Raw genomic sequence first — 17,105 nt, forward strand, 5'->3', positions numbered from 1 at the left:
CTCCTTCATCGGCGGTGCCCGGGTCAGCTCCTCACTTCGACCAACTCGGCCGGGGCCGGGCTGTCCGCGTCCGCGGGAATGCCGCGGTTGCGGACGGCACCGCCTTCGATGTCGAAGTTCGGCACGAGCCTATCGAGCCACGTCGGCAAGCCCCAGGCCCGGTCACCGAGCATCGCGATGACCGCGGGCACCACCATCATGCGAATGATGAAGGCGTCGAAGAACACCGCGATACCGAGGGCGAAGCCCAGCATCTTCATCGTGGTGTCGGGGGCGAGCATGAACGCCGCGAAGACGCTGACCATGATGATCGCCGCCGAGGTCACCACCCGCGCCCCGTGCCGATACCCGGCGATGATGGCGTCCTTCGCGGTCATCCCGTGGATGTATTCCTCGCGCATGCGAGTCATCAGGAACACCTGATAATCCATGGCCAGGCCGAAGACGACACCGATGAGGAAGATCGGCAGGAACGACACGATCGGCTGGGTGTTGTCGATCAGGCCGAGGGCGCCCTCCTGGAAGATGGCCACCGTCGCGCCGAAGGTCGCCAGGACCGAGAAGACGAAGCCGAGCGTGCCGATCAGCGGCACCCAGATCGACCGGAACACCCCGATCATGATCAGGAACGCCAGCCCGACGACGACCACCAGATACGGCAGCAGCGCACGGTCCAGCTTGGCCGACAGATCCGACATGATCGCGGTCTGTCCGCCGACGTGCAGTTCCGCGCCCACCCGCTCGGCGGCGGGTGCGTAGTCGCGGATCCGTTCCATCAGCGCGTGGGTCGCCTCGTCCGCGGGAGCGCTGGTCGGCGTGACCATGATCAGCGCGGTGTCCGCGTCGAGGTTCGGCTGGGTGGCGCCGTTGCCGGTCCACACCAGGGTGTCGACGTTGGCGACGTCGGGCAATGTCTTGATGTAGGCCACGCTCGCGTCGGCCGCCGCGCTCACGTCGCCGTCGTCGTGGTGGACCACGACCAGCAGCGGGCCGTTGATGCCCTGACCGAACCCACGCTGCAGCAATGTCATCGCGCGCGCTTCGTCGGGGGTGTTCATCGTCATGGCCAGTTCGAGCTTGCTCATCGGCAGCGCCGCCAGCACCAGGACGGCCAGGCCCGCGAAGATGAACGGCAGCGGCTTGCGCACCACCATGCGCCCGAACTTCACCCCGGCGGTCTCCGCGGTCTCCGACTGCTCGGCGTGCTTGATCCACGGGATCCGCGGCGTGAACGCGAAACGGCCCACCGCACCGAGGATCGCCGGGATCAGCGTCAGCGCGGCCAGCACCGCGATGGCCACCGCGACCGCGGCACCGATCCCCATCTGGGTGATCAGCGGGATCCCGATCACCGTCAGCGCGACGACGGCGATGATCACGGTCAGCCCGGCGAACACCACCGCCGAGCCCGCGGTGCCGACCGCGCGACCCGCGGCCTCGGCGCGTTCGCCGCCCCGCGCCACCTCGCTGCGATACCGCGACACGATGAACAGCGCGTAGTCGATGGACACCGCGATGCCCAGCATCGTGACGATGCCGGTCGCGCTCTGGTTGACGCTGATGAACTCCGAGCTCAGGGTCACCAGCAGGATCGTGATCAGCACCCCGACCACGCCGGTGACCAGCGGGATGAACGCGGCGACCAGCGCGCCGAAGGCCACGATCATCACCACGAAGGCGAGCGCGAAACCGATCAGCTCGGCCTTGCCCGGCTCCTCCATGATCTGCATCAGCGAGCCGGTGGCCTCCACCTGCAGGCCGTCACCGTTGTGCCGGTCGAGGATGTCCTGGAGTTCGTGTTTCTGGTCCGACTTCAGGTCCATCACGTCGATGTTCTGGCGGACCTGGATGAGGCCGACCTTGCCGTTGTCGCCCACCACCGACGCCGCCAGCGCGGGCTCGACCTGGGCGACCAGGACCGGGTCGACAACGGTGGCCGGATCGGTCAACTCGGGCAGGGTCCGCAGATCCGCCACCAGCGCGTCGATCTGCGCCGTGTGGTTCGCGATCCCGTCCTCGGCCGCGACGAGGACGCTCGTCGAGGCTTTCATCTGCTGCTGCATGACCTCGGGGAAGTACTTCTCCACCTGGCTCGTCGCCGTGCCGGAGTCCGTTCCGGGCAGGTCGAAGTCCTTGGCGAACTTCGGGTTCAGCGCACCGACCAGCCCGGCCACCGCCGTCGCGGCGATCAGCCAGGCGGCGATCACCTGCCATTTGTGCCGGAACGAGTACCGGCCGAGCCGGTACAACCATGACGCCATCGCACTTCCTCCACTCCCGGGCCGTCCGCCGACCACCGCGTGCACAAATGTGTTAGTGACTACCACTTGTTAGTCACTAACACGATAGCGCTTCCGCGGTAGGGGGCAGCTATGACGGCTGTCACCCGCGGCCGGGTAACGCACTACTCTGTTCGGCCGCGCCGGATTGCCGGACAATTGCTCCATCGGACGAAATCGCGTCTACCTCGAAGGAGGGAGCAGCGCATGTCTCCCCGAAGCGAACACTCCGGCGATTCGACGGCGGGCGCCGCGACCATGACGTGCGATGTGTGCGTCGTCGGTGCGGGCGCCGCCGGGCTCAACGCACTGTATGTCGCGAGTCGCTATCTGAACCGCGAGCACCGCGTCGTGCTGGTCGACAGCCGGAAACGGGTGGGCGGCATGTGGACCGACACCTATCCGTACGTGCGCTTGCATCAGCCGCACGGCATGTTCACCGCGGGCGACATCCCGTGGACCCTCGGCCAGGACCGTTCCTACCTGGCGACCAAGGACGAGGTGCTCGACCATCTCGAACACTGCCTGGCCGAGATCGAGCAGCGCGTGCACGTCGACGAACTCTTCGGCTGGACGATGACCGCGCAGGACGAGTCCGCGGGCACCGTCCGGATCACCTGCGAGTCCGCGGACGGCCGCTCGGTCGTGATCGAAACGCGGCGGCTGATCAAGGCCTACGGCTTCCGCATCGCCCCGAACACACCGCTCACCCTGTCCAGCACGCGGGTCAGGTCGGTGTCACCCGATGACTGCGACCTGCGCGGCGACGGCCTGCGCGCCAGTGCCGATCCCGTCTGGATCATCGGCGGCGGCAAGACCGCCATGGACACCGCCTACGAACTGATCACCGCACAGCCCGGTCGCGAGGTGAATCTGGTCGCCGGTCGGGGCACCTTCTTCCACAGCCGCGAGAAGTTCTTCCCCGGGGGCACCCGGCGATGGTGGGGCGGTGCGCTGCCCAGCGGTCTGCTCCGCGAGGTCAACCGGCGATTCGACGGCAGCAACGAGGCCGCCGTCTGGGACTGGCATCGCACGACGTTCGGCACCGCGGTGACACCCGAGGCCGGAAACTTCCTGCTGGGCATCCTGTCGGAAGCCGAAGCGGCGACGATCGCCGCGGGATTGCGCACGGTGGTCATGGACTATCTCGTGGACGCCGTCGACGACGGCGACGACACCCGCCTCGTCTTCCGCGGCGGCACGACCGCGTCGATCCGGCCCGGTAGCTGGGTGGTGAACTGCACCGGCTACGTCATGCGCCACGAGCATCCCTACGAGCCCTACCTGTCGAGCGACGGCACCGTCCTGTCGATCCAGCCGCGCTCGGCCACGCTCTACCTGACGACGATGATCGCGTATTTCCTGACCCACCTGATGTTCCTGGACCGCATCACCGACACCCCGCTCTACGAACTCGACATGCAGGACCTCCTCGGCAAGTCCAAAACCGTTGTCCCGTACGCCCTGTTCACCCTCACCCAGTACAACGTGAGCCGCATCTACGACAGCGTCCCGACCGCGATCTTCCGCGACTGCGGACTCGACCTCGATCGCTGGTATCCCCTCCCCCGCCGCATGGCGGCCATGGCCCGGTTCGCCCGCACCCACCACCGCGAACGCGAGCACCTGCGCCGGTCCCTGGACACCATTCGCACCCGATTCGACGTCCGGTGCGGGCCACTGGATCACGTGCACGAGCGCACCGGCGTTGCGTGAGCCCGTCGACCGGAAACGCCGCCGCCCCGCGGTGCGGGAACGACGGCGTCGGATGTCGGTCGGGGTCAGAAGTCGGTGCTGCCCGCGGTGAGGTCGAGCAGCGCCTGGCACAGGGGGTTGTGCGTCGGGCTGTCGCCGTCGGCGAAGCAGGCGCCGAACAGTACGAAGCCCAGCGGCCAGGCCAGCAGGACGCGCGCGGATCCCGACGCCGATCCGGTCGGCGAGTCCGCGACCGGCGCGATCACCGCCGGCGCGGCCTGCGCCGGTGCGAGCGTCAGCCCGGCGGAGAGTGCCACCGCGACAAGAGATGTGGTGAGTATTCGGCCCATGAAGGAGTTCCTCGGATCAGGTAGGGGGATGTTCCGGGGATCAGGCCGGGTCGGATTCGGAACTGCCGTGGCCGATCTCGTAGATCAGGGCGCAGACCGGCCCGTTCGGTTCGGCGTCGCAGAGCAGGATGTAGAGCGCGCCGAGCGGGATGGTGATCAGTGGCGCCAGCGAGGAGCCGGAATCGCCGGAACCCGACGCGGATCCGGATGCCGCGATCGGAGCGACGGGGGCTGGGGCCGCGTGCGCCGGACCCAGGGACGCGCCTAGCATGGCGCCCGAAAGAGCAGTGGCGGCAAGTGTTCTGGTCAGTAGATGAGTCATGGCTACCTCCTATGAATGTGCTCGCCGACACTAGTCGAGTCCCGATATTGTGAAATACCCCAATTTTACTGTCTGTCACCACGGGGCCGACCCGTGAGAACGTGCGCAAACCCGGTCTGTCCGGCCCCACATCGCCCCTCGGCGCAATACAGTGGGCGGCATGCGCGGACGATCCCGAATCCTGCTGCGTTCGGCGGCGACAGTCACGGCGACACTGGCGCTCACCGCCCTCCCGACCGCGGCCGCCGAGCCGTCCACCGGCCCCACCGGCTGCGCGGAGGTGCGCGTCGTCACGGTCCGGGGCACCCTCGAACCGCAGATCGGCAGCTTGCTCCTGACCCCGCTCGGCAAGCGGATCGCCCAGGAATCCGGGCGCGCGGCCACGGTGACCGAGCTGGAGTACCCGGCCTCGATGGCGCCGGACAGCTCCGTGCGCGGCGTCGAGAACCTGACCGCGCTGCTGAACACGACCGCCGCCGCCTGCCCGGACCAGCAGCTCGTCCTGCTCGGCTACTCGCAGGGCGCCCGCGTCATCGGCAACACCCTCGCCGCCCGCGCCGCGGTGACCGACCAGGCCGCCGCGCGGATCGACGCCATCGCTCTGTTCGGCAGCCCGCTGTTCAACGGCGCCGAACCCTACGATCGCGGCAGCTACGATCCCGCCCTGTCCGGCACCGGCGCGCTCCCCGTGGGTGCCCTCGCCGAATTCGCCGACCGCCTGCGCGACTACTGCAACGCGGGCGACCGGGTCTGCCAGGGCGGCGACCCGGCCGCCGGCTTCGGAAACGCGCTGAGCTACGGCCATTTCGCGTACTTCGTCAACGACAACCGCGACCAGGCCGCGGCCTTCGTGCACGAGCGGCTCGGCGCCTGACCTGTCGGTCGAGCGCCGGGCCGCTCGGCTCAGGGCCGGTCGACGTCGGCGAGAATGGTCTCGGGCTTGAAGATCACCTTGTAGTGATAGCGGCTCACCTCGGCGGATTCGAGCTGTTCCACGAAGTAGCTCACGTTGTCGGAGAGTCCGAGGAAGTGCTTCTTGTACTCGTCGTCACCGGTCTTACAGGTGACCTCGAGCTGGTTGTTCTCGTCCTTGATCGAGCACTTGCCCTCGATGGACAGCAGGTACTTGTCGGTGATCCCGTTGAAGAACACCACCCGACGGTCGATCTTGAATTGGTCCGAATCCTTGGACAGATTCTTCGACACCACATCGGCATCGCTCGAACACCCGGTCGCGACGACGGCGCCCGTGGCCAAGGCCACCGCGGCGGCGACGATTCTCGGTTTCATGTCCTACCCCCTGTTGCCCGAGCCCGGACGACGGTCCCGAACTCCTCCTCCTCGAAGATAGCCGACCGCAACACCTTTCGACCGTGCTGCGGCGGTCGATCGATTCAGCTCATCGCGGACACCCACCGTGCGGGCCGAACGCACCGCTGACCCGTCTACTCCGGAAGGCCGAGGGCGGCGACGGCGATCGTGGCCAGGGGCCCGCTCAGCAGGCGGACATCGGAAAACGTGCTGTCCCTGGCGATGTCGTTCATCGCCATGAGCGTGGCCTGCACAGTGACCAGGGCTTGCTCACGGGTCAGGGTGGGCCGCGCCGCGCGGCAGAGCCGCACCCATTCGCTGACGTAGTCACGCTGGGCCTGCAGCAGCGGTTCCGCCTGGGCGCCGAGACTGCGGACTTCGGTGACCAGGATGTCGACCAGGGCCGGGTGCCGCAGGGTGAAGTCGGCGTAGACCCCGGCCAGCGCGCGCAGCGCGGCGCCCTCGTCGGGTGCGGCCAGCAGCGTGTCGTCCAGGGTCACCTGGAGATAGCCGTTGGCCCGGTGCAGGGCGACGTCGAGGATCTCCAGCTTGCTGGTGAAGTGGTTGTAGACACTCGAGGTGGACAGGCCGACGGCCTCGCCGATCTCCTCCATCCCGGTGCTCGCGTAGGTCTGATCGGCGAAGATCCGCAGGGCCGCGCGCAGGATCTGTTCGCGCTTGCTGCCGCGGGCCAACCCCGCCGGTGGTGGAACCAGTGGTGGCGGCGGCACGTCCACCTCGGTACCCAGCACCGCGGCGGCGATGCCGACCAGGGTCGACCGGAATTCCTCGACGGGCAGCGTGGTGCCGTGGAAGGCCGGGCTGAGCAGGGCGGCCAGCGCCATGCGCGCGCGCAATCGCGCGCCGAGGCCGGGGGCGTCGCCGGTCGTCGCCACCGCGAACGACTCGCACAGCCGATCGAGCCGGGCGGCCAGGTCCAGCCGCTGCGGGCGCGGGAGGTGGCGTGCCTCGCGCACCCACAGCAGTGGCGCGGTGCGGCGGCCGACCGCGAAATCGGCGACCGCGTCCAGGACGTCGGGGCCGTCGAGCGTGCTCGCGAACCGGTCGAGCGTCTGCTCGATGGCGGCGCGCAACAGGTCGTCCTTGCCGGTGAAGTGCCGGTAGAGCGCCGAGGGGCCGACACCGACCGCGGCCGCGACATCACTCATCGCGACGTTCTCGAAACCACTGTCGGCGAACAGCGACGCGGCCGCGTCGACGATCAGTTCGCGACGGTTGGCCGGACGTTTGCGGCGCACGGCGGCGGACGGTGGGGACACCACGGGGATGCTACCGCTCAGCCCAACCGCAGTGATCGGCCGATGATCTCCTGCATGATCTCGCTCGTGCCGCCGTAGATGCGGGCGATCCGCGAATCGAGATAGGCCCGGGCAATCGGGTATTCGAGCATGTACCCGTAGCCGCCGTGCAATTGCACGCAGGCGTCGATCACCCGGCTCTGGAGTTCGGTCGCCCAGAGTTTGGCCTTGGCCGCGTCGACCGCGCTCAACCGGCCCGCGTTCAATGCGGTGATGCCGCGGTCGACGTAGGTCTGGGTGATCTCGACCTCGGTGACCAGGTCCGCGAGCCGGAACCGGGTCGCCTGGAAATCGCCGATCGCGCGCCCGAACGCCCGGCGCTCGCGCACGTAGTCGATCGTCTCGCGCAGCGCCGTGGTCGCACCGGCCATGGCCGCGACCGCGATCGACAACCGCTCCTGGGGCAGGTTGTTGCTGAGCCCGAAGAACCCCGTGCCCTCCTCGCCGAGCAGGTTGGCCACCGGAACCCGCGCGCCGGCGAAGGACAGCTCCGCGGTGTCCTGGGCGTGCATGCCGACCTTCTCCAGATTGCGCCCGCGGGTGAATCCCTCGGTGCCGCGCTCGACCACGATCAGGCTGATACCGCGGTGCGGGTGCTCGCCGGTGCGCACCGCGGTGATCACCAGATCGGCGTTGATGCCGTTGGTGATGAAGGTCTTCGCGCCGTCGAGCACATAGTGCTCGCCCTCGCGGACCGCCTTGGTGCGGATACCGGAGAGGTCGGACCCGGTCCCCGGCTCGGTCATGGCGATCGCGACGATCGTCTCGCCGGTGGCGACGCCGGGCAGCCAGCGCGCCTTCTGCTCGTCGTCGGTCAGCTCGAGCAGGTACGGCATGCAGACGTCGGCCTGCAGTGTCGGACCGAGGACCGCGGGGGCGACATCGACCGCCGCGGCCTCCTCGATCAGAATCGCGTTGAACCGGAAGTCCCGCACCCCCGCGCCGCCGAACCGCTCGGGCACCGCCATGAACGCGCCGAGTTCGGCGATGTCGGTGAACAGCGAGCGTGGGACGATGCCCGCCTTCTCCCATTCCGGATAGCCCGGCACGACGTGCTTGGCCAGGAATTGCCGCACGCTGTCGCGGTAGGCGTCGTGCTCGGGTTCGAAGATCTCCCGGTCCATCGTGGCGTCCCCTCTCAGATGGTGTATCCGCCGCCGCAGACCAGGGTCTGGGCACTGATGTAATCGGATTCGGGGCGGCACAGCAGATAGACGGCCCCCGCCGCCTCGGCCGGGGTGCCCGCGCGGCCGAGCGGGATCTGCTGCGACATCGCGTCGAGCAGTGCCGGGTTCACGCCGACGGCGAGTTCCCGGCCGCCCACATCGATAGTGGCGCTGCCGTCGGCGGGCGCTTCGGTGAGGCGCGTGGTGATCAGGCCGAAGGCGACCGTGTTCACGGTGACGTTGAGCCTGCCCCATTCCTTGGCCAGGGTCTTGGTCAGCCCCGTGATGCCCGCCTTGGCCGCGGCGTAGTTGGCCTGACCGGCGTTGCCGCCGAGCCCGGCGATCGAGGAGATGTTGACGACCTTGCGGCACGGCACGGTCTCCCCGGCGGCCCTGGCCCGCTTGACCTCGGTGGAGATGATCGGCTGGGCCGCGCGCAGGATCCGGAACGGCGCCTTGAGGTGGACGTCGAGGATGGCGTCCCACTGCTCGTCGGTCATCTTCTGGATGACGGTGTCCCAGGTGTAGCCCGCGTTGTTGACGATGATGTCGATGCCGCCGAACTCGTCGACCGCGGTCTGCACGAAGCGGTCCGCGAAGTCGTCGTCGGTGACGCTGCCCGCGCACGCGACCGCCGAGCCGCCCGCGGCGCGGATATCGGCGACGGTCTGCTCGGCCGGGTCCTTGTCGAGGTCGTTGACGACCACGGACGCGCCGTCGGCGGCGAACTTCAGCGCGATCTCGCGCCCGATGCCGCGACCGGATCCGGTGACGATGGCGACCTTGCCGTCGAGTGTTCCCATGCTGGTGTGACTCCTGATCAGTAGGTTCCCGGCACCGCGACGACCGCGGTGCCGAGCAGGGTGGAGGTGCCGTCGGCGAGGGTGACGGCGAGGCTGAGAGTGGCGAGTCCGTCCGCGACGGCGGTGACCGTCGCGGTGCAGGTCGGCTCCGCGTGGATCGGGGTGATCGCGGTGAAGCGCACCGCGAAGGACCGGATGTCGCGCTGGGGCACCCAGCCGGTCAGCAGGCGGCCGAGGTAGGCCATGGAGAGCATGCCGTGGGCGAAGACATCGTCGAAGCCCGCGGAATGCGCATTGTCGAGGTCGATGTGGATCGGATTGTGATCCCCGCCGGCACCGGCGAACAACGCCAGCGTGGTGCGGGAGATGGGCGGTAGGGCCAGGGGCGGCAGCTCGGTGCCGACGGTCAGCAGCGCGGTGCTCACGCGGTCACCTCCGGGTTGCGGACGACGGCCACATTGGTGGCCTTGGCGAGAAGGTCGGCGCCACGGCGGAATTCGGTCTCCTTGGTGACGAACTCGAGGGCGCCACCGCGTTTGACGGTCACGTCCACGACGCGCTCGCTGATCTCGACGGTGTCCCCGGCGTAGGCCATGGCGACGTACTCGAAGGCCTGCTCGCCGTGCAGAACCCGGCGCAGGTCGATGTCGAGCTCGTCGAAATAGCCGAAGGGCGACGGTGCTTCGAGGATCAGGCTGAAGAAGAAGGTCGGCGGGACGGGCAGATCCGGGTGGCCCGCCGCCCGCGCGGCCTCGACGTCGGTGTAGATCGGGTCGGTCTCGCCGATGACGCGCGCGAACAGCCGCAACCGGCCGCGCTCGACGTCGACGGTGAAGGTGGGCAGGGTGAGCGCCAGCGCGCGCTCGATGTCGACGGCCATCAGCCGACCTTCTCGTACAGGGTGACCACGGCGGCGCCGCCGAGGCCGATGTTGTGCTGGAGCGCCACGGTCACGCCGTCGACCTGCCGCGCGTCGGCCTGGCCGCGCAATTGCCAGGTGAGCTCGGCGCATTGGGCCAGACCGGTCGCGCCGAGCGGGTGTCCCTTCGACAGCAGTCCGCCCGAGGGGTTGGTGACCACGCGGCCGCCGTAGGTGTTGTCGCCGTCGCGGATGAACTTCTCCGCGGTGCCCTCGGGGGTCAACCGGAGCGCTTCGTAGCTGAGCAGTTCGTTCGCGGTGAAGCAGTCGTGCAGTTCGACCACCCTGATGTCGGCGGGATCGACGCCCGCCGCCTCGTAGACCTGGTCGGCCGCGCGCCGGGCCATGTCGTAGCCGACGAGCTTGGGCAGGTCGTCGAAGGTGTCGGGGGTATCGGTCGTCATCGCTTGGGCGGTGATCGCCACGTCGGCGCGCAGGCCGTGGCGCCGGGCGAAGTCCTCGCTGGTGATGATCGCTGCGGCCGCGCCACAGGTGGGCGGGCAGCACTGCAACCGGGTCAGCGGACCGAAGATCTGCGGCGATTCGAGCACCTGCTCGACGGTCACCGCGTCGCGGAATACGGCGAACGGATTGTTCTTCGCGTGGGTGCGGGCCTTGACCGAGATCATCGCGAAGGTCGCGGGATCGGTGCCGTACCGCTCGGCGTACGCGGCGCCCGCGCCGCCGAAGAGCTGTGCGGCGAACGGTGCTTCACTCGGTCCGTTGTGCTGCTGCGCCACCGCCATGAAGTCGACGAACGGGCTCGGCCGGTCGGGCCACTTCATGGCGAGCGCGCCGCGTTCCATCTGCTCGAAGCCGAAGGCGAGCACGCAGTCGGCGGCGCCGCTGGCGACGGCCTGGCGCGCCAGCCACAGCGCCGACGATCCGGTCGAACAGTTGTTGTTGACATTGACCACGGGGATACCGGTCATGCCCACGCTGTAGAGCGCGCGCTGACCACTCGTCGAGTCGCCGTAGACGTAGCCCGCGTAGGCCTGCTGCACCTGGTCGATGCCGATTCCGGCGTCGCGCAGGGCGTTGCGGACCGCGTCCGCGGCCAGCACGTCGTAGGGCTCGCTCCTGCTCGGCGTCGAGAACGGCACCATCCCGACTCCGGCGACCTGCACCCGTTGCATCACACCACCACCTATCTTGGCGAATCAATATTCACTTCATGGTTGCACGACCCTTGACATTCCCTCAAGGCCCGCAACAATGTCATGTAGATCACACAGATCAAGATTCACAACAGAGGAGTTGGCCGTGCACATCACGCAATCACTGCACGCGGCGCTGCAACGCGATCCCGACCGGATCGCCACGATTTGCGGCACCCGCCGCCGCACGGTCGCCGAATCGGTCGATCGCATCGCACGGCTGGCGGGGGCACTGCGCGCGCTCGGTGTCGGGTCCGGTGATCGCGTCGGGATCTACGCCCTCAACAGCGACCGCTACCACGAACTGCTGCTGGCGGTGCCGTGGGCGGACGCGGTGGTCAACCCGGTCAACATCCGCTGGAGCGCGGCCGAGGTCGCCTACTCGCTCGTCGATTGCGGCACCGATGTCCTCGTGGTCGACGACGCCTTCGCCGGCGCCGTCGACGCGCTGCGCGCCGCGGCGCCCAACCTGCGCACGGTCGTCTTCGCCGGCGACGGTCCGACGCCAGAGGGCATGCTCGCCTACGAAGACCTCCTCGCCGCCACGGCGCCGATCCCCGACGCCCGGCGCAGCGGCGACGCGCTCTACGGCGTCTTCTACACCGGCGGTACCACGGGTTTCCCCAAGGGCGTGATGCTGTCGCATCGGGCCTGCCTCACCTCGGCGATGGGCAGTCTGGTCACCACCGACATGCTCACCCGCGGCGGCATGTTGCTGCACGTCGCGCCGATGTTCCACCTGGCCGACATCGCGGCGTGGAACGTCGGCAATCTGACCGGCGCCACCCACGTGATCGTCCCGTCGTTCACCCCGGGGGCCACCGTCGACGCCATCGTCACCCACCGGGTGACCGACGCGCTGCTGGTACCGACGATGATCCAGCTGCTCGTCGACTCCCCCGCCGCGGCCGACGCGGATCTGTCCAGCCTTACCCGCGTGCTCTACGGCGCCTCACCGATCTCCGAGACGGTGATGGCCAAGGCGCGGGCCGTGCTCGCGAACGCGCGCTTCACCCAGGCCTACGGGATGACCGAACTCGCGCCGGTCGCCACCCTGCTCACCGCGCAGGACCACGACGATCCCGCACTGACCAGGTCGTGCGGGCGCGCGGCGGTCCACGCCGAGGTCCGCGTCGTCGGCGAGGACGACACCGAACTGGCACGGGGTGAGATCGGCGAGATCGTCGTCCGGGGCGATCACGTGATGTCCGGGTACTGGAACCGGCCCGAGGAGACCGCGGCGGCGCTGCGCGGGGGCTGGATGCACACCGGCGACGCCGGGTACATGGACGCGCGCGGCTACGTCTTCGTCGTCGACCGGCTCAAGGACATGATCGTCACCGGCGGCGAGAACGTCTATTCGGTCGAGGTCGAGAACGCGGTGGCCAAGCACCCGGCCGTCGCCCAGGTCGCGGTCATCGGCGTGCCCGATCAGGACTGGGGTGAGCGCGTGCACGCGGTGATCGTCCTGGCGCCGGGGCAGACCGCGGCCGAGGCCGACATCCGGGAGTTCTGTCGCGAGCACATCGCCAACTACAAGCTGCCGCGCAGCGTGGAATTCCTTGACGCGCTACCGGTTTCCGGGGCGGGCAAGGTGCTCAAGCGCGATCTGCGCAAGCTGCACTGGGCGGACGCCGACCGCGCGGTCCACTAGGGACCGGCGCCTGGAATCGGCCGGGGCGATCATCCGCCCCGGCCGACCGCCGGCGCTACGATGGCGACCGAGACGGCTCGGTGTTGCCGCGAGCCACCCGGGCCCGGGGACGCCCCGGCACCAGCCTAGGAGGAACTCATGCGTGCGTCGGTGGTCAGCAAGGGCGAATTCCGCGTCGAGGACCTGCCGACCCCGCGACCAGGGCCGGGCCAGATCCTCGTCACCGTGACCCGCTGCGGTATCTGCGGCTCGGACCTGCACGCCCGGACACACTGCGACGAGCTCGCCGACCTGGCCGTCGCCACCGGCTACAGCGGCTTCATGCGCTCGGACCAGCGGATCGTCCTCGGACACGAGTTCACCGGCGAGATCGCCGAATACGGCCCGCGCACCTACCGGCGCTGGAAGCCGGGCACCCCGGTGGTCGCGATGCCCATCCTGCGCAGCGAGCGCGAGCCGCAGCTCACCGGGTTGTCCGTGAACGCACCCGGCGGGTACGCCGAACAGGTGCTGACGCAGGAGTCGGTGACCTTCGCGGTGCCCAACGGCCTCTCCCCCGACATCGCCGCGCTCACCGAGCCGATGGCGGTGGGCTGGCATGCCGTGCGCAAGAGCCGGATCACCAAGGGCCAGACCGCGTTCGTCATCGGCTGCGGACCGATCGGACTGGCCGTCGTCACCATGCTCAAGGCGGCGGGCGTGCGCACCGTGGTCGCCAGCGACTTCTCGGCGCGCCGCCGGGAACTGGCCCGTGCCTGCGGCGCCGATGTGGTGGTCGATCCGACCACCGAATCCGCCTGGGCGGCGGCGCCGAAGCCGCCGCGCATCGCCGGTGCCCCGGATCTGCTGAACCTCGCCTTCGACGTCATGGAACGGGTGCGCCGGGTACCGAAGGTGCCGTGGTGGTACCTGTTCCGCGCGGCACACACTCTCGATCGCGGCCCGGCGGGTCCCGTCGTCTTCGAATGCGTCGGCGTGCCCGGCATCATCGACCAGATCCTCACCGACGCACCGCCGTCGACCCGCGTCGTGGTCGTGGGTGTGTGCATGCAGCAGGACACGTTCCATCCCGCCAACGCCATCAACAAGGAGATCGAACTGCGGTTCGTCCTCGGCTACGACCCCGGCGAATTCCGCGACACCCTGCACATGATCGCCGACGGCACCGTCGACCCCAGCCCGCTGATCACCGGCACCGTCGGACTCGACGGCGTCGACGCGGCCTTCACCGCCCTGGGATCCCCGGACCACCACGCCAAGATCCTCATCGATCCGCGCAGCGACAACGTCACGCCCTGAGCCCGGCGAGGAATCGACCGCCACGGCGGGCCGAGGTCAGCGACGGAGTTGGGTCCAGGCGTGGCAGGCGGTGACCAGCTCCGCGATGCCGCCGGGTTCGGCCAGGCTGCGCCCGGTGAGTTCCTCGAGCCGGCGCAGCCGCTTGCGCACGGTGTTCGGATGGCAGTGCAACCGCTGTGCGGTGCGGTCCGCCGAGCCCGCGGCCGCGACCCACTCCCGCAGCGTGGCCAGCAGGGTCTGCTGGGTCTCGCCGGGCGCGTCCAGCAGGCCGCCGAGCACCGTCCGCGCGGTGGTGCGGGCGGCGTCGCGGCCGCCGGCCACGAGCACGTTCAGCGGGGTGTTCTCGAATTGTTCGACCGTCGGCGCGCCCGGCATGCCGTCGCGCACCAGCTCGGCGAGGCCGAGCGCCCAGGCCGTCTGCCGCAGTGACCCGAAGACCGGGCTGACGCCCACCGGGCCGGTCGTGTGTCTGCGGAGCACCGCCATCGCCTGGTCGGCACGGGCCGGGTTCCGCACCGACAGCACCCCGACCGCGGTGTCGTAGCGGATCCGCCACACCATCGTCACGTCGATCGCCGCCAGTGCCGACACGACCCGCGGCATCGGATCCTGGCCGCGATCACTCACCGTGGCGATCGCCAGAAACGACCCGTCGACGGGAAGGCGTAGCGCGCGAGCGACTTCGAGCAGGGTGGCCAGCCCGGGATCCTCGGAGACCAGGACGTCGATGTAGGCCGCGCGCTCTCGCTCGCGCTGCGACATCAGGTAGTGCGCCTCCTCGCGGTAGGCGTCGACCATCGCGTCGGCGTCGAGGCCGTGGTTGCGGAACAGCGCCTGCAGCAGCTCGATGACGATCTCCGCGGGGACCGCCGGCGCCTGCGCACCGGCGCGGACGACGGCGTTCGACAGCACCAGATAGCCGAGGCGATAGGCGCACAGCACGTCGGCCAGCGGCGCGTCCTGTCCGGCCCGGAGCCTGCCGGTCTCGGCGGGTGGCCCCGGCGCGTGTCCGACGCCGAGCAGGCTGGACAGTCCGGCCTCGAGGTTCACCCGCAATCGGGCCCGCACCTCCGCCACGGTGCCCGCCCCGCCGCCGCGATAGAACGGGATCTCGGTGAACATCCGGCCGGTGATGTGGTCGACCATGGCCGGCAACTCCCGCCGGACCCGGCCGACCACTTCGTGCACCAGCGCGGTATCCGCGGAACCGACCGCATCGAGCATTGATGAATCCCTTTGTCGAGTGTGACGGCCGACACTGTGTGCCGCCGTTCGGTGTTCGCACGACCACTGACCTGCGCGGGCCGGGAACCTAGCGTTCGAGCGGTACCAGTGGATCGGCATCCGCCCTGGTGGATGCGCACAATCGAAGGAGACCGGCGATGACGACGAGCTCAGGGCGCCCGCCCACAGTCAACGAGGCCGATGTCCGCAAAGTGGCCTTGGTCAGCCTCGTCGGCGCCAGTGTCGAGTGGTTCGACTTCTTCCTCTTCGGCACCGCGGCGGCGCTGGTGTTCCCCAAGCTGTTCTTCCCCAGCACCGACCCGGTGACCGGCGTGCTTGCCTCCTTCGGTGTCTTCGGTATCGGCTTCATCGCGCGACCGGTCGGCGGCGTCGTGTGGGGCCACTTCGGCGACCGGGTCGGCCGCAAGAAGGCCTTCATCGCCGCACTGACCCTGATGGCGGTGGCGAGCGCACTCATCGGTCTGCTGCCCACCTACGCCACCATCGGCATCGCTGCCCCGGTCGCGCTGACCCTGCTGCGCTTCGCCCAGGGCCTCGCGGTCGGTGGCCAGTGGGGCGGCGCCGCCCTGATGGCGACCGAATCCGCACCGGCGCACAAGCGCGGGTTCTACGGCAGCTTCGCCCAGCTCGGGGTGCCCATCGGCGTGCTGCTCGGGGTGTCGGCCTACTTCCTGCACTCGGTGTCCTTGGGCGCCGCGGCTTTTCGCAGCTACGGCTGGCGCATCCCGTTCCTGATCAGCATTCTGTTCGTCGGTGTCGTGCTCTACGTGCATCACCGGCTCGAGGAAACCCCCGCCTTCCAGAACCTGCAGCGGGCATCGGCGGAGCAGGCGTCGTCGGCGCAGTCGATCAGCAAGTCGCCGGTGCTCGACGTGCTGCGCGAACACTGGGGACGGGTGGCGCTGGCGGGCGGCGCCTTCATCGTCGTGAACGCGACGTTCTACCTCTACATCACGTTCATGCTCGACTACGGAACGCGCACGCTGAAACTGACGATGGCCGACGTCCTGCTGCCGCTCAGCCTGGCGACCACCCTGCTGCTCGTCTGCATGCCGCTGTTCGCGGCGCTGTCCGACCGCGTCGGCCGCAGGCCGCTGTACACCGTGGGCGCGCTGCTCACCGCGCTGTGGGCCTTCCCCTTCTTCACCCTGGTGGACACGAAGACCTTCCTCGGGCTGACGGCCGGGCTCGCCGTCGGCATGACGTTCCTGACGATGATGTACGGCCCGCTGGCGGCGTTCTTCGGCGAGCTGTTCCCGCCCGAGGTGCGCTACAGCGGGGCATCGCTGGGCTACCAGCTGGGGTCCGTGATCGGCGGCGCCGCGACCCCACTGATCGCGGTCGAACTGCTCGACCGCACCGGCTCGACGACCGCGCTGTCGCTCATGCTGATCGGGCTGTCGCTGCTGGCGGTGGTGTGCATCCGGCTGCTCGCCGGAATGCACACCCAGGACGGCCACGAGCGCTGACCCGATCGACCGGCTGAGCCGACGCTTCGCCCGGGACCGCCGCGCCTGTGACGCGGTGCCCCGGGCGAATCCGTTGCGCCCCATGCTCATCGGCCGGTGATCGCCCGGACCATGCCG

General features: G+C 69.3%; 16 protein-coding genes. 5 read left to right on the forward strand and 11 right to left on the reverse strand.

Features of this window, described 5'->3' with window-relative positions; all coding sequences use genetic code 11:
• Positions 1 to 23: 23 nt before the first annotated feature.
• Positions 24 to 2,261: an MMPL family transporter gene (locus ACFVW6_RS10895; RefSeq protein WP_378826895.1), complete on the reverse strand. Its 2,238-nt coding sequence runs from the start codon at positions 2,259 to 2,261 to the stop codon at positions 24 to 26.
• A 225-nt stretch (positions 2,262 to 2,486) separates the two neighbouring features.
• Here ACFVW6_RS10895 and ACFVW6_RS10900 point away from each other — a divergent pair, with 225 nt between their 5' ends.
• Positions 2,487 to 3,995, forward strand: a complete 1,509-nt coding sequence (locus ACFVW6_RS10900) for an FAD-dependent oxidoreductase (RefSeq protein ID WP_378826897.1) — start codon at positions 2,487 to 2,489, stop codon at positions 3,993 to 3,995.
• Positions 3,996 to 4,060: 65 nt separating this feature from the next.
• On the opposite strand, the gene ACFVW6_RS10905 is transcribed toward ACFVW6_RS10900, so the two are convergent.
• Positions 4,061 to 4,324, reverse strand: coding sequence for a hypothetical protein (locus ACFVW6_RS10905; protein ID WP_378826899.1), 264 nt, complete (start codon positions 4,322 to 4,324; stop codon positions 4,061 to 4,063).
• 40 nt (positions 4,325 to 4,364) lie between these two features.
• Positions 4,365 to 4,646, reverse strand: coding sequence for a hypothetical protein (locus ACFVW6_RS10910; RefSeq protein WP_378826902.1), 282 nt, complete (start codon positions 4,644 to 4,646; stop codon positions 4,365 to 4,367).
• 160 nt (positions 4,647 to 4,806) lie between these two features.
• Here ACFVW6_RS10910 and ACFVW6_RS10915 point away from each other — a divergent pair, with 160 nt between their 5' ends.
• On the forward strand, positions 4,807 to 5,520 hold the full coding sequence (locus ACFVW6_RS10915) for a cutinase family protein (protein WP_378826904.1): 714 nt from the start codon (positions 4,807 to 4,809) through the stop codon (positions 5,518 to 5,520).
• Positions 5,521 to 5,549: 29 nt separating this feature from the next.
• On the opposite strand, the gene ACFVW6_RS10920 is transcribed toward ACFVW6_RS10915, so the two are convergent.
• The 7 genes from ACFVW6_RS10920 to ACFVW6_RS10950 all read right to left on the reverse strand — a co-directional run bounded on the left by ACFVW6_RS10920 (position 5,550) and on the right by ACFVW6_RS10950 (position 11,300).
• Entirely contained in the window at positions 5,550 to 5,936 is a 387-nt protein-coding gene (locus ACFVW6_RS10920) for a hypothetical protein (protein WP_378826906.1), read from the reverse strand.
• 155 nt (positions 5,937 to 6,091) lie between these two features.
• Positions 6,092 to 7,237: a TetR/AcrR family transcriptional regulator gene (locus ACFVW6_RS10925; RefSeq protein WP_378826908.1), complete on the reverse strand. Its 1,146-nt coding sequence runs from the start codon at positions 7,235 to 7,237 to the stop codon at positions 6,092 to 6,094.
• Between the two features lie 17 nt (positions 7,238 to 7,254).
• Positions 7,255 to 8,400, reverse strand: coding sequence for an acyl-CoA dehydrogenase family protein (locus tag ACFVW6_RS10930; protein WP_378826910.1), 1,146 nt, complete (start codon positions 8,398 to 8,400; stop codon positions 7,255 to 7,257).
• Positions 8,401 to 8,414: 14 nt separating this feature from the next.
• Entirely contained in the window at positions 8,415 to 9,245 is an 831-nt protein-coding gene (locus tag ACFVW6_RS10935) for an SDR family oxidoreductase (protein ID WP_355279423.1), read from the reverse strand.
• Positions 9,246 to 9,262: 17 nt separating this feature from the next.
• Positions 9,263 to 9,670: a MaoC/PaaZ C-terminal domain-containing protein gene (locus tag ACFVW6_RS10940; protein ID WP_378826914.1), complete on the reverse strand. Its 408-nt coding sequence runs from the start codon at positions 9,668 to 9,670 to the stop codon at positions 9,263 to 9,265.
• Entirely contained in the window at positions 9,667 to 10,125 is a 459-nt protein-coding gene (locus ACFVW6_RS10945) for a MaoC family dehydratase N-terminal domain-containing protein (RefSeq protein WP_378826916.1), read from the reverse strand. The genes ACFVW6_RS10940 and ACFVW6_RS10945 overlap by 4 nt, the downstream gene beginning before the upstream one ends.
• On the reverse strand, positions 10,125 to 11,300 hold the full coding sequence (locus tag ACFVW6_RS10950) for a lipid-transfer protein (RefSeq protein WP_378826917.1): 1,176 nt from the start codon (positions 11,298 to 11,300) through the stop codon (positions 10,125 to 10,127). The genes ACFVW6_RS10945 and ACFVW6_RS10950 overlap by 1 nt, the downstream gene beginning before the upstream one ends.
• 127 nt (positions 11,301 to 11,427) lie before the next feature.
• On the opposite strand from ACFVW6_RS10950, the gene ACFVW6_RS10955 reads away from it, so the two are divergent.
• Together ACFVW6_RS10955 and ACFVW6_RS10960 are read left to right on the forward strand one after the other, a co-directional pair.
• Entirely contained in the window at positions 11,428 to 12,975 is a 1,548-nt protein-coding gene (locus ACFVW6_RS10955) for a long-chain-fatty-acid--CoA ligase (protein WP_378826919.1), read from the forward strand.
• 138 nt (positions 12,976 to 13,113) lie between these two features.
• Positions 13,114 to 14,274 carry a zinc-binding dehydrogenase gene (locus tag ACFVW6_RS10960; RefSeq protein WP_378826922.1) on the forward strand — a complete coding sequence of 387 codons (1,161 nt, stop codon included), beginning with the start codon at positions 13,114 to 13,116 and terminating at the stop codon, positions 14,272 to 14,274.
• 36 nt (positions 14,275 to 14,310) lie between these two features.
• On the opposite strand, the gene ACFVW6_RS10965 is transcribed toward ACFVW6_RS10960, so the two are convergent.
• Positions 14,311 to 15,498 carry a PucR family transcriptional regulator gene (locus ACFVW6_RS10965; protein ID WP_378826924.1) on the reverse strand — a complete coding sequence of 396 codons (1,188 nt, stop codon included), beginning with the start codon at positions 15,496 to 15,498 and terminating at the stop codon, positions 14,311 to 14,313.
• Between the two features lie 158 nt (positions 15,499 to 15,656).
• On the opposite strand from ACFVW6_RS10965, the gene ACFVW6_RS10970 reads away from it, so the two are divergent.
• Positions 15,657 to 16,988, forward strand: a complete 1,332-nt coding sequence (locus ACFVW6_RS10970) for an MFS transporter (protein ID WP_378826927.1) — start codon at positions 15,657 to 15,659, stop codon at positions 16,986 to 16,988.
• Positions 16,989 to 17,105: the final 117 nt, after the last annotated feature.

The sequence above is a fragment of the Nocardia sp. NPDC058244 genome, from assembly GCF_042882065.1.
GTDB lineage: Bacteria > Actinomycetota > Actinomycetes > Mycobacteriales > Mycobacteriaceae > Nocardia.

Excerpts from the sequence above, each read along its gene's own strand:
- ACFVW6_RS10910 (WP_378826902.1), bottom strand. The coding sequence starts at position 4,646 with ATGACTCATCTACTGACCAGAACACTTGCCGCCACTGCTCTTTCGGGC.
- ACFVW6_RS10895 (WP_378826895.1), bottom strand. The coding sequence starts at position 2,261 with ATGGCGTCATGGTTGTACCGGCTCGGCCGGTACTCGTTCCGGCACAAA.
- ACFVW6_RS10965 (WP_378826924.1), bottom strand. The coding sequence starts at position 15,498 with ATGCTCGATGCGGTCGGTTCCGCGGATACCGCGCTGGTGCACGAAGTG.
- ACFVW6_RS10950 (WP_378826917.1), bottom strand. The coding sequence starts at position 11,300 with ATGCAACGGGTGCAGGTCGCCGGAGTCGGGATGGTGCCGTTCTCGACG.
- ACFVW6_RS10900 (WP_378826897.1), top strand. The coding sequence starts at position 2,487 with ATGTCTCCCCGAAGCGAACACTCCGGCGATTCGACGGCGGGCGCCGCG.
- ACFVW6_RS10920 (WP_378826906.1), bottom strand. The coding sequence starts at position 5,936 with ATGAAACCGAGAATCGTCGCCGCCGCGGTGGCCTTGGCCACGGGCGCC.
- ACFVW6_RS10945 (WP_378826916.1), bottom strand. The coding sequence starts at position 10,125 with ATGGCCGTCGACATCGAGCGCGCGCTGGCGCTCACCCTGCCCACCTTC.
- ACFVW6_RS10905 (WP_378826899.1), bottom strand. The coding sequence starts at position 4,324 with ATGGGCCGAATACTCACCACATCTCTTGTCGCGGTGGCACTCTCCGCC.
- ACFVW6_RS10915 (WP_378826904.1), top strand. The coding sequence starts at position 4,807 with ATGCGCGGACGATCCCGAATCCTGCTGCGTTCGGCGGCGACAGTCACG.
- ACFVW6_RS10930 (WP_378826910.1), bottom strand. The coding sequence starts at position 8,400 with ATGGACCGGGAGATCTTCGAACCCGAGCACGACGCCTACCGCGACAGC.
- ACFVW6_RS10960 (WP_378826922.1), top strand. The coding sequence starts at position 13,114 with ATGCGTGCGTCGGTGGTCAGCAAGGGCGAATTCCGCGTCGAGGACCTG.
- ACFVW6_RS10970 (WP_378826927.1), top strand. The coding sequence starts at position 15,657 with ATGACGACGAGCTCAGGGCGCCCGCCCACAGTCAACGAGGCCGATGTC.
- ACFVW6_RS10935 (WP_355279423.1), bottom strand. The coding sequence starts at position 9,245 with ATGGGAACACTCGACGGCAAGGTCGCCATCGTCACCGGATCCGGTCGC.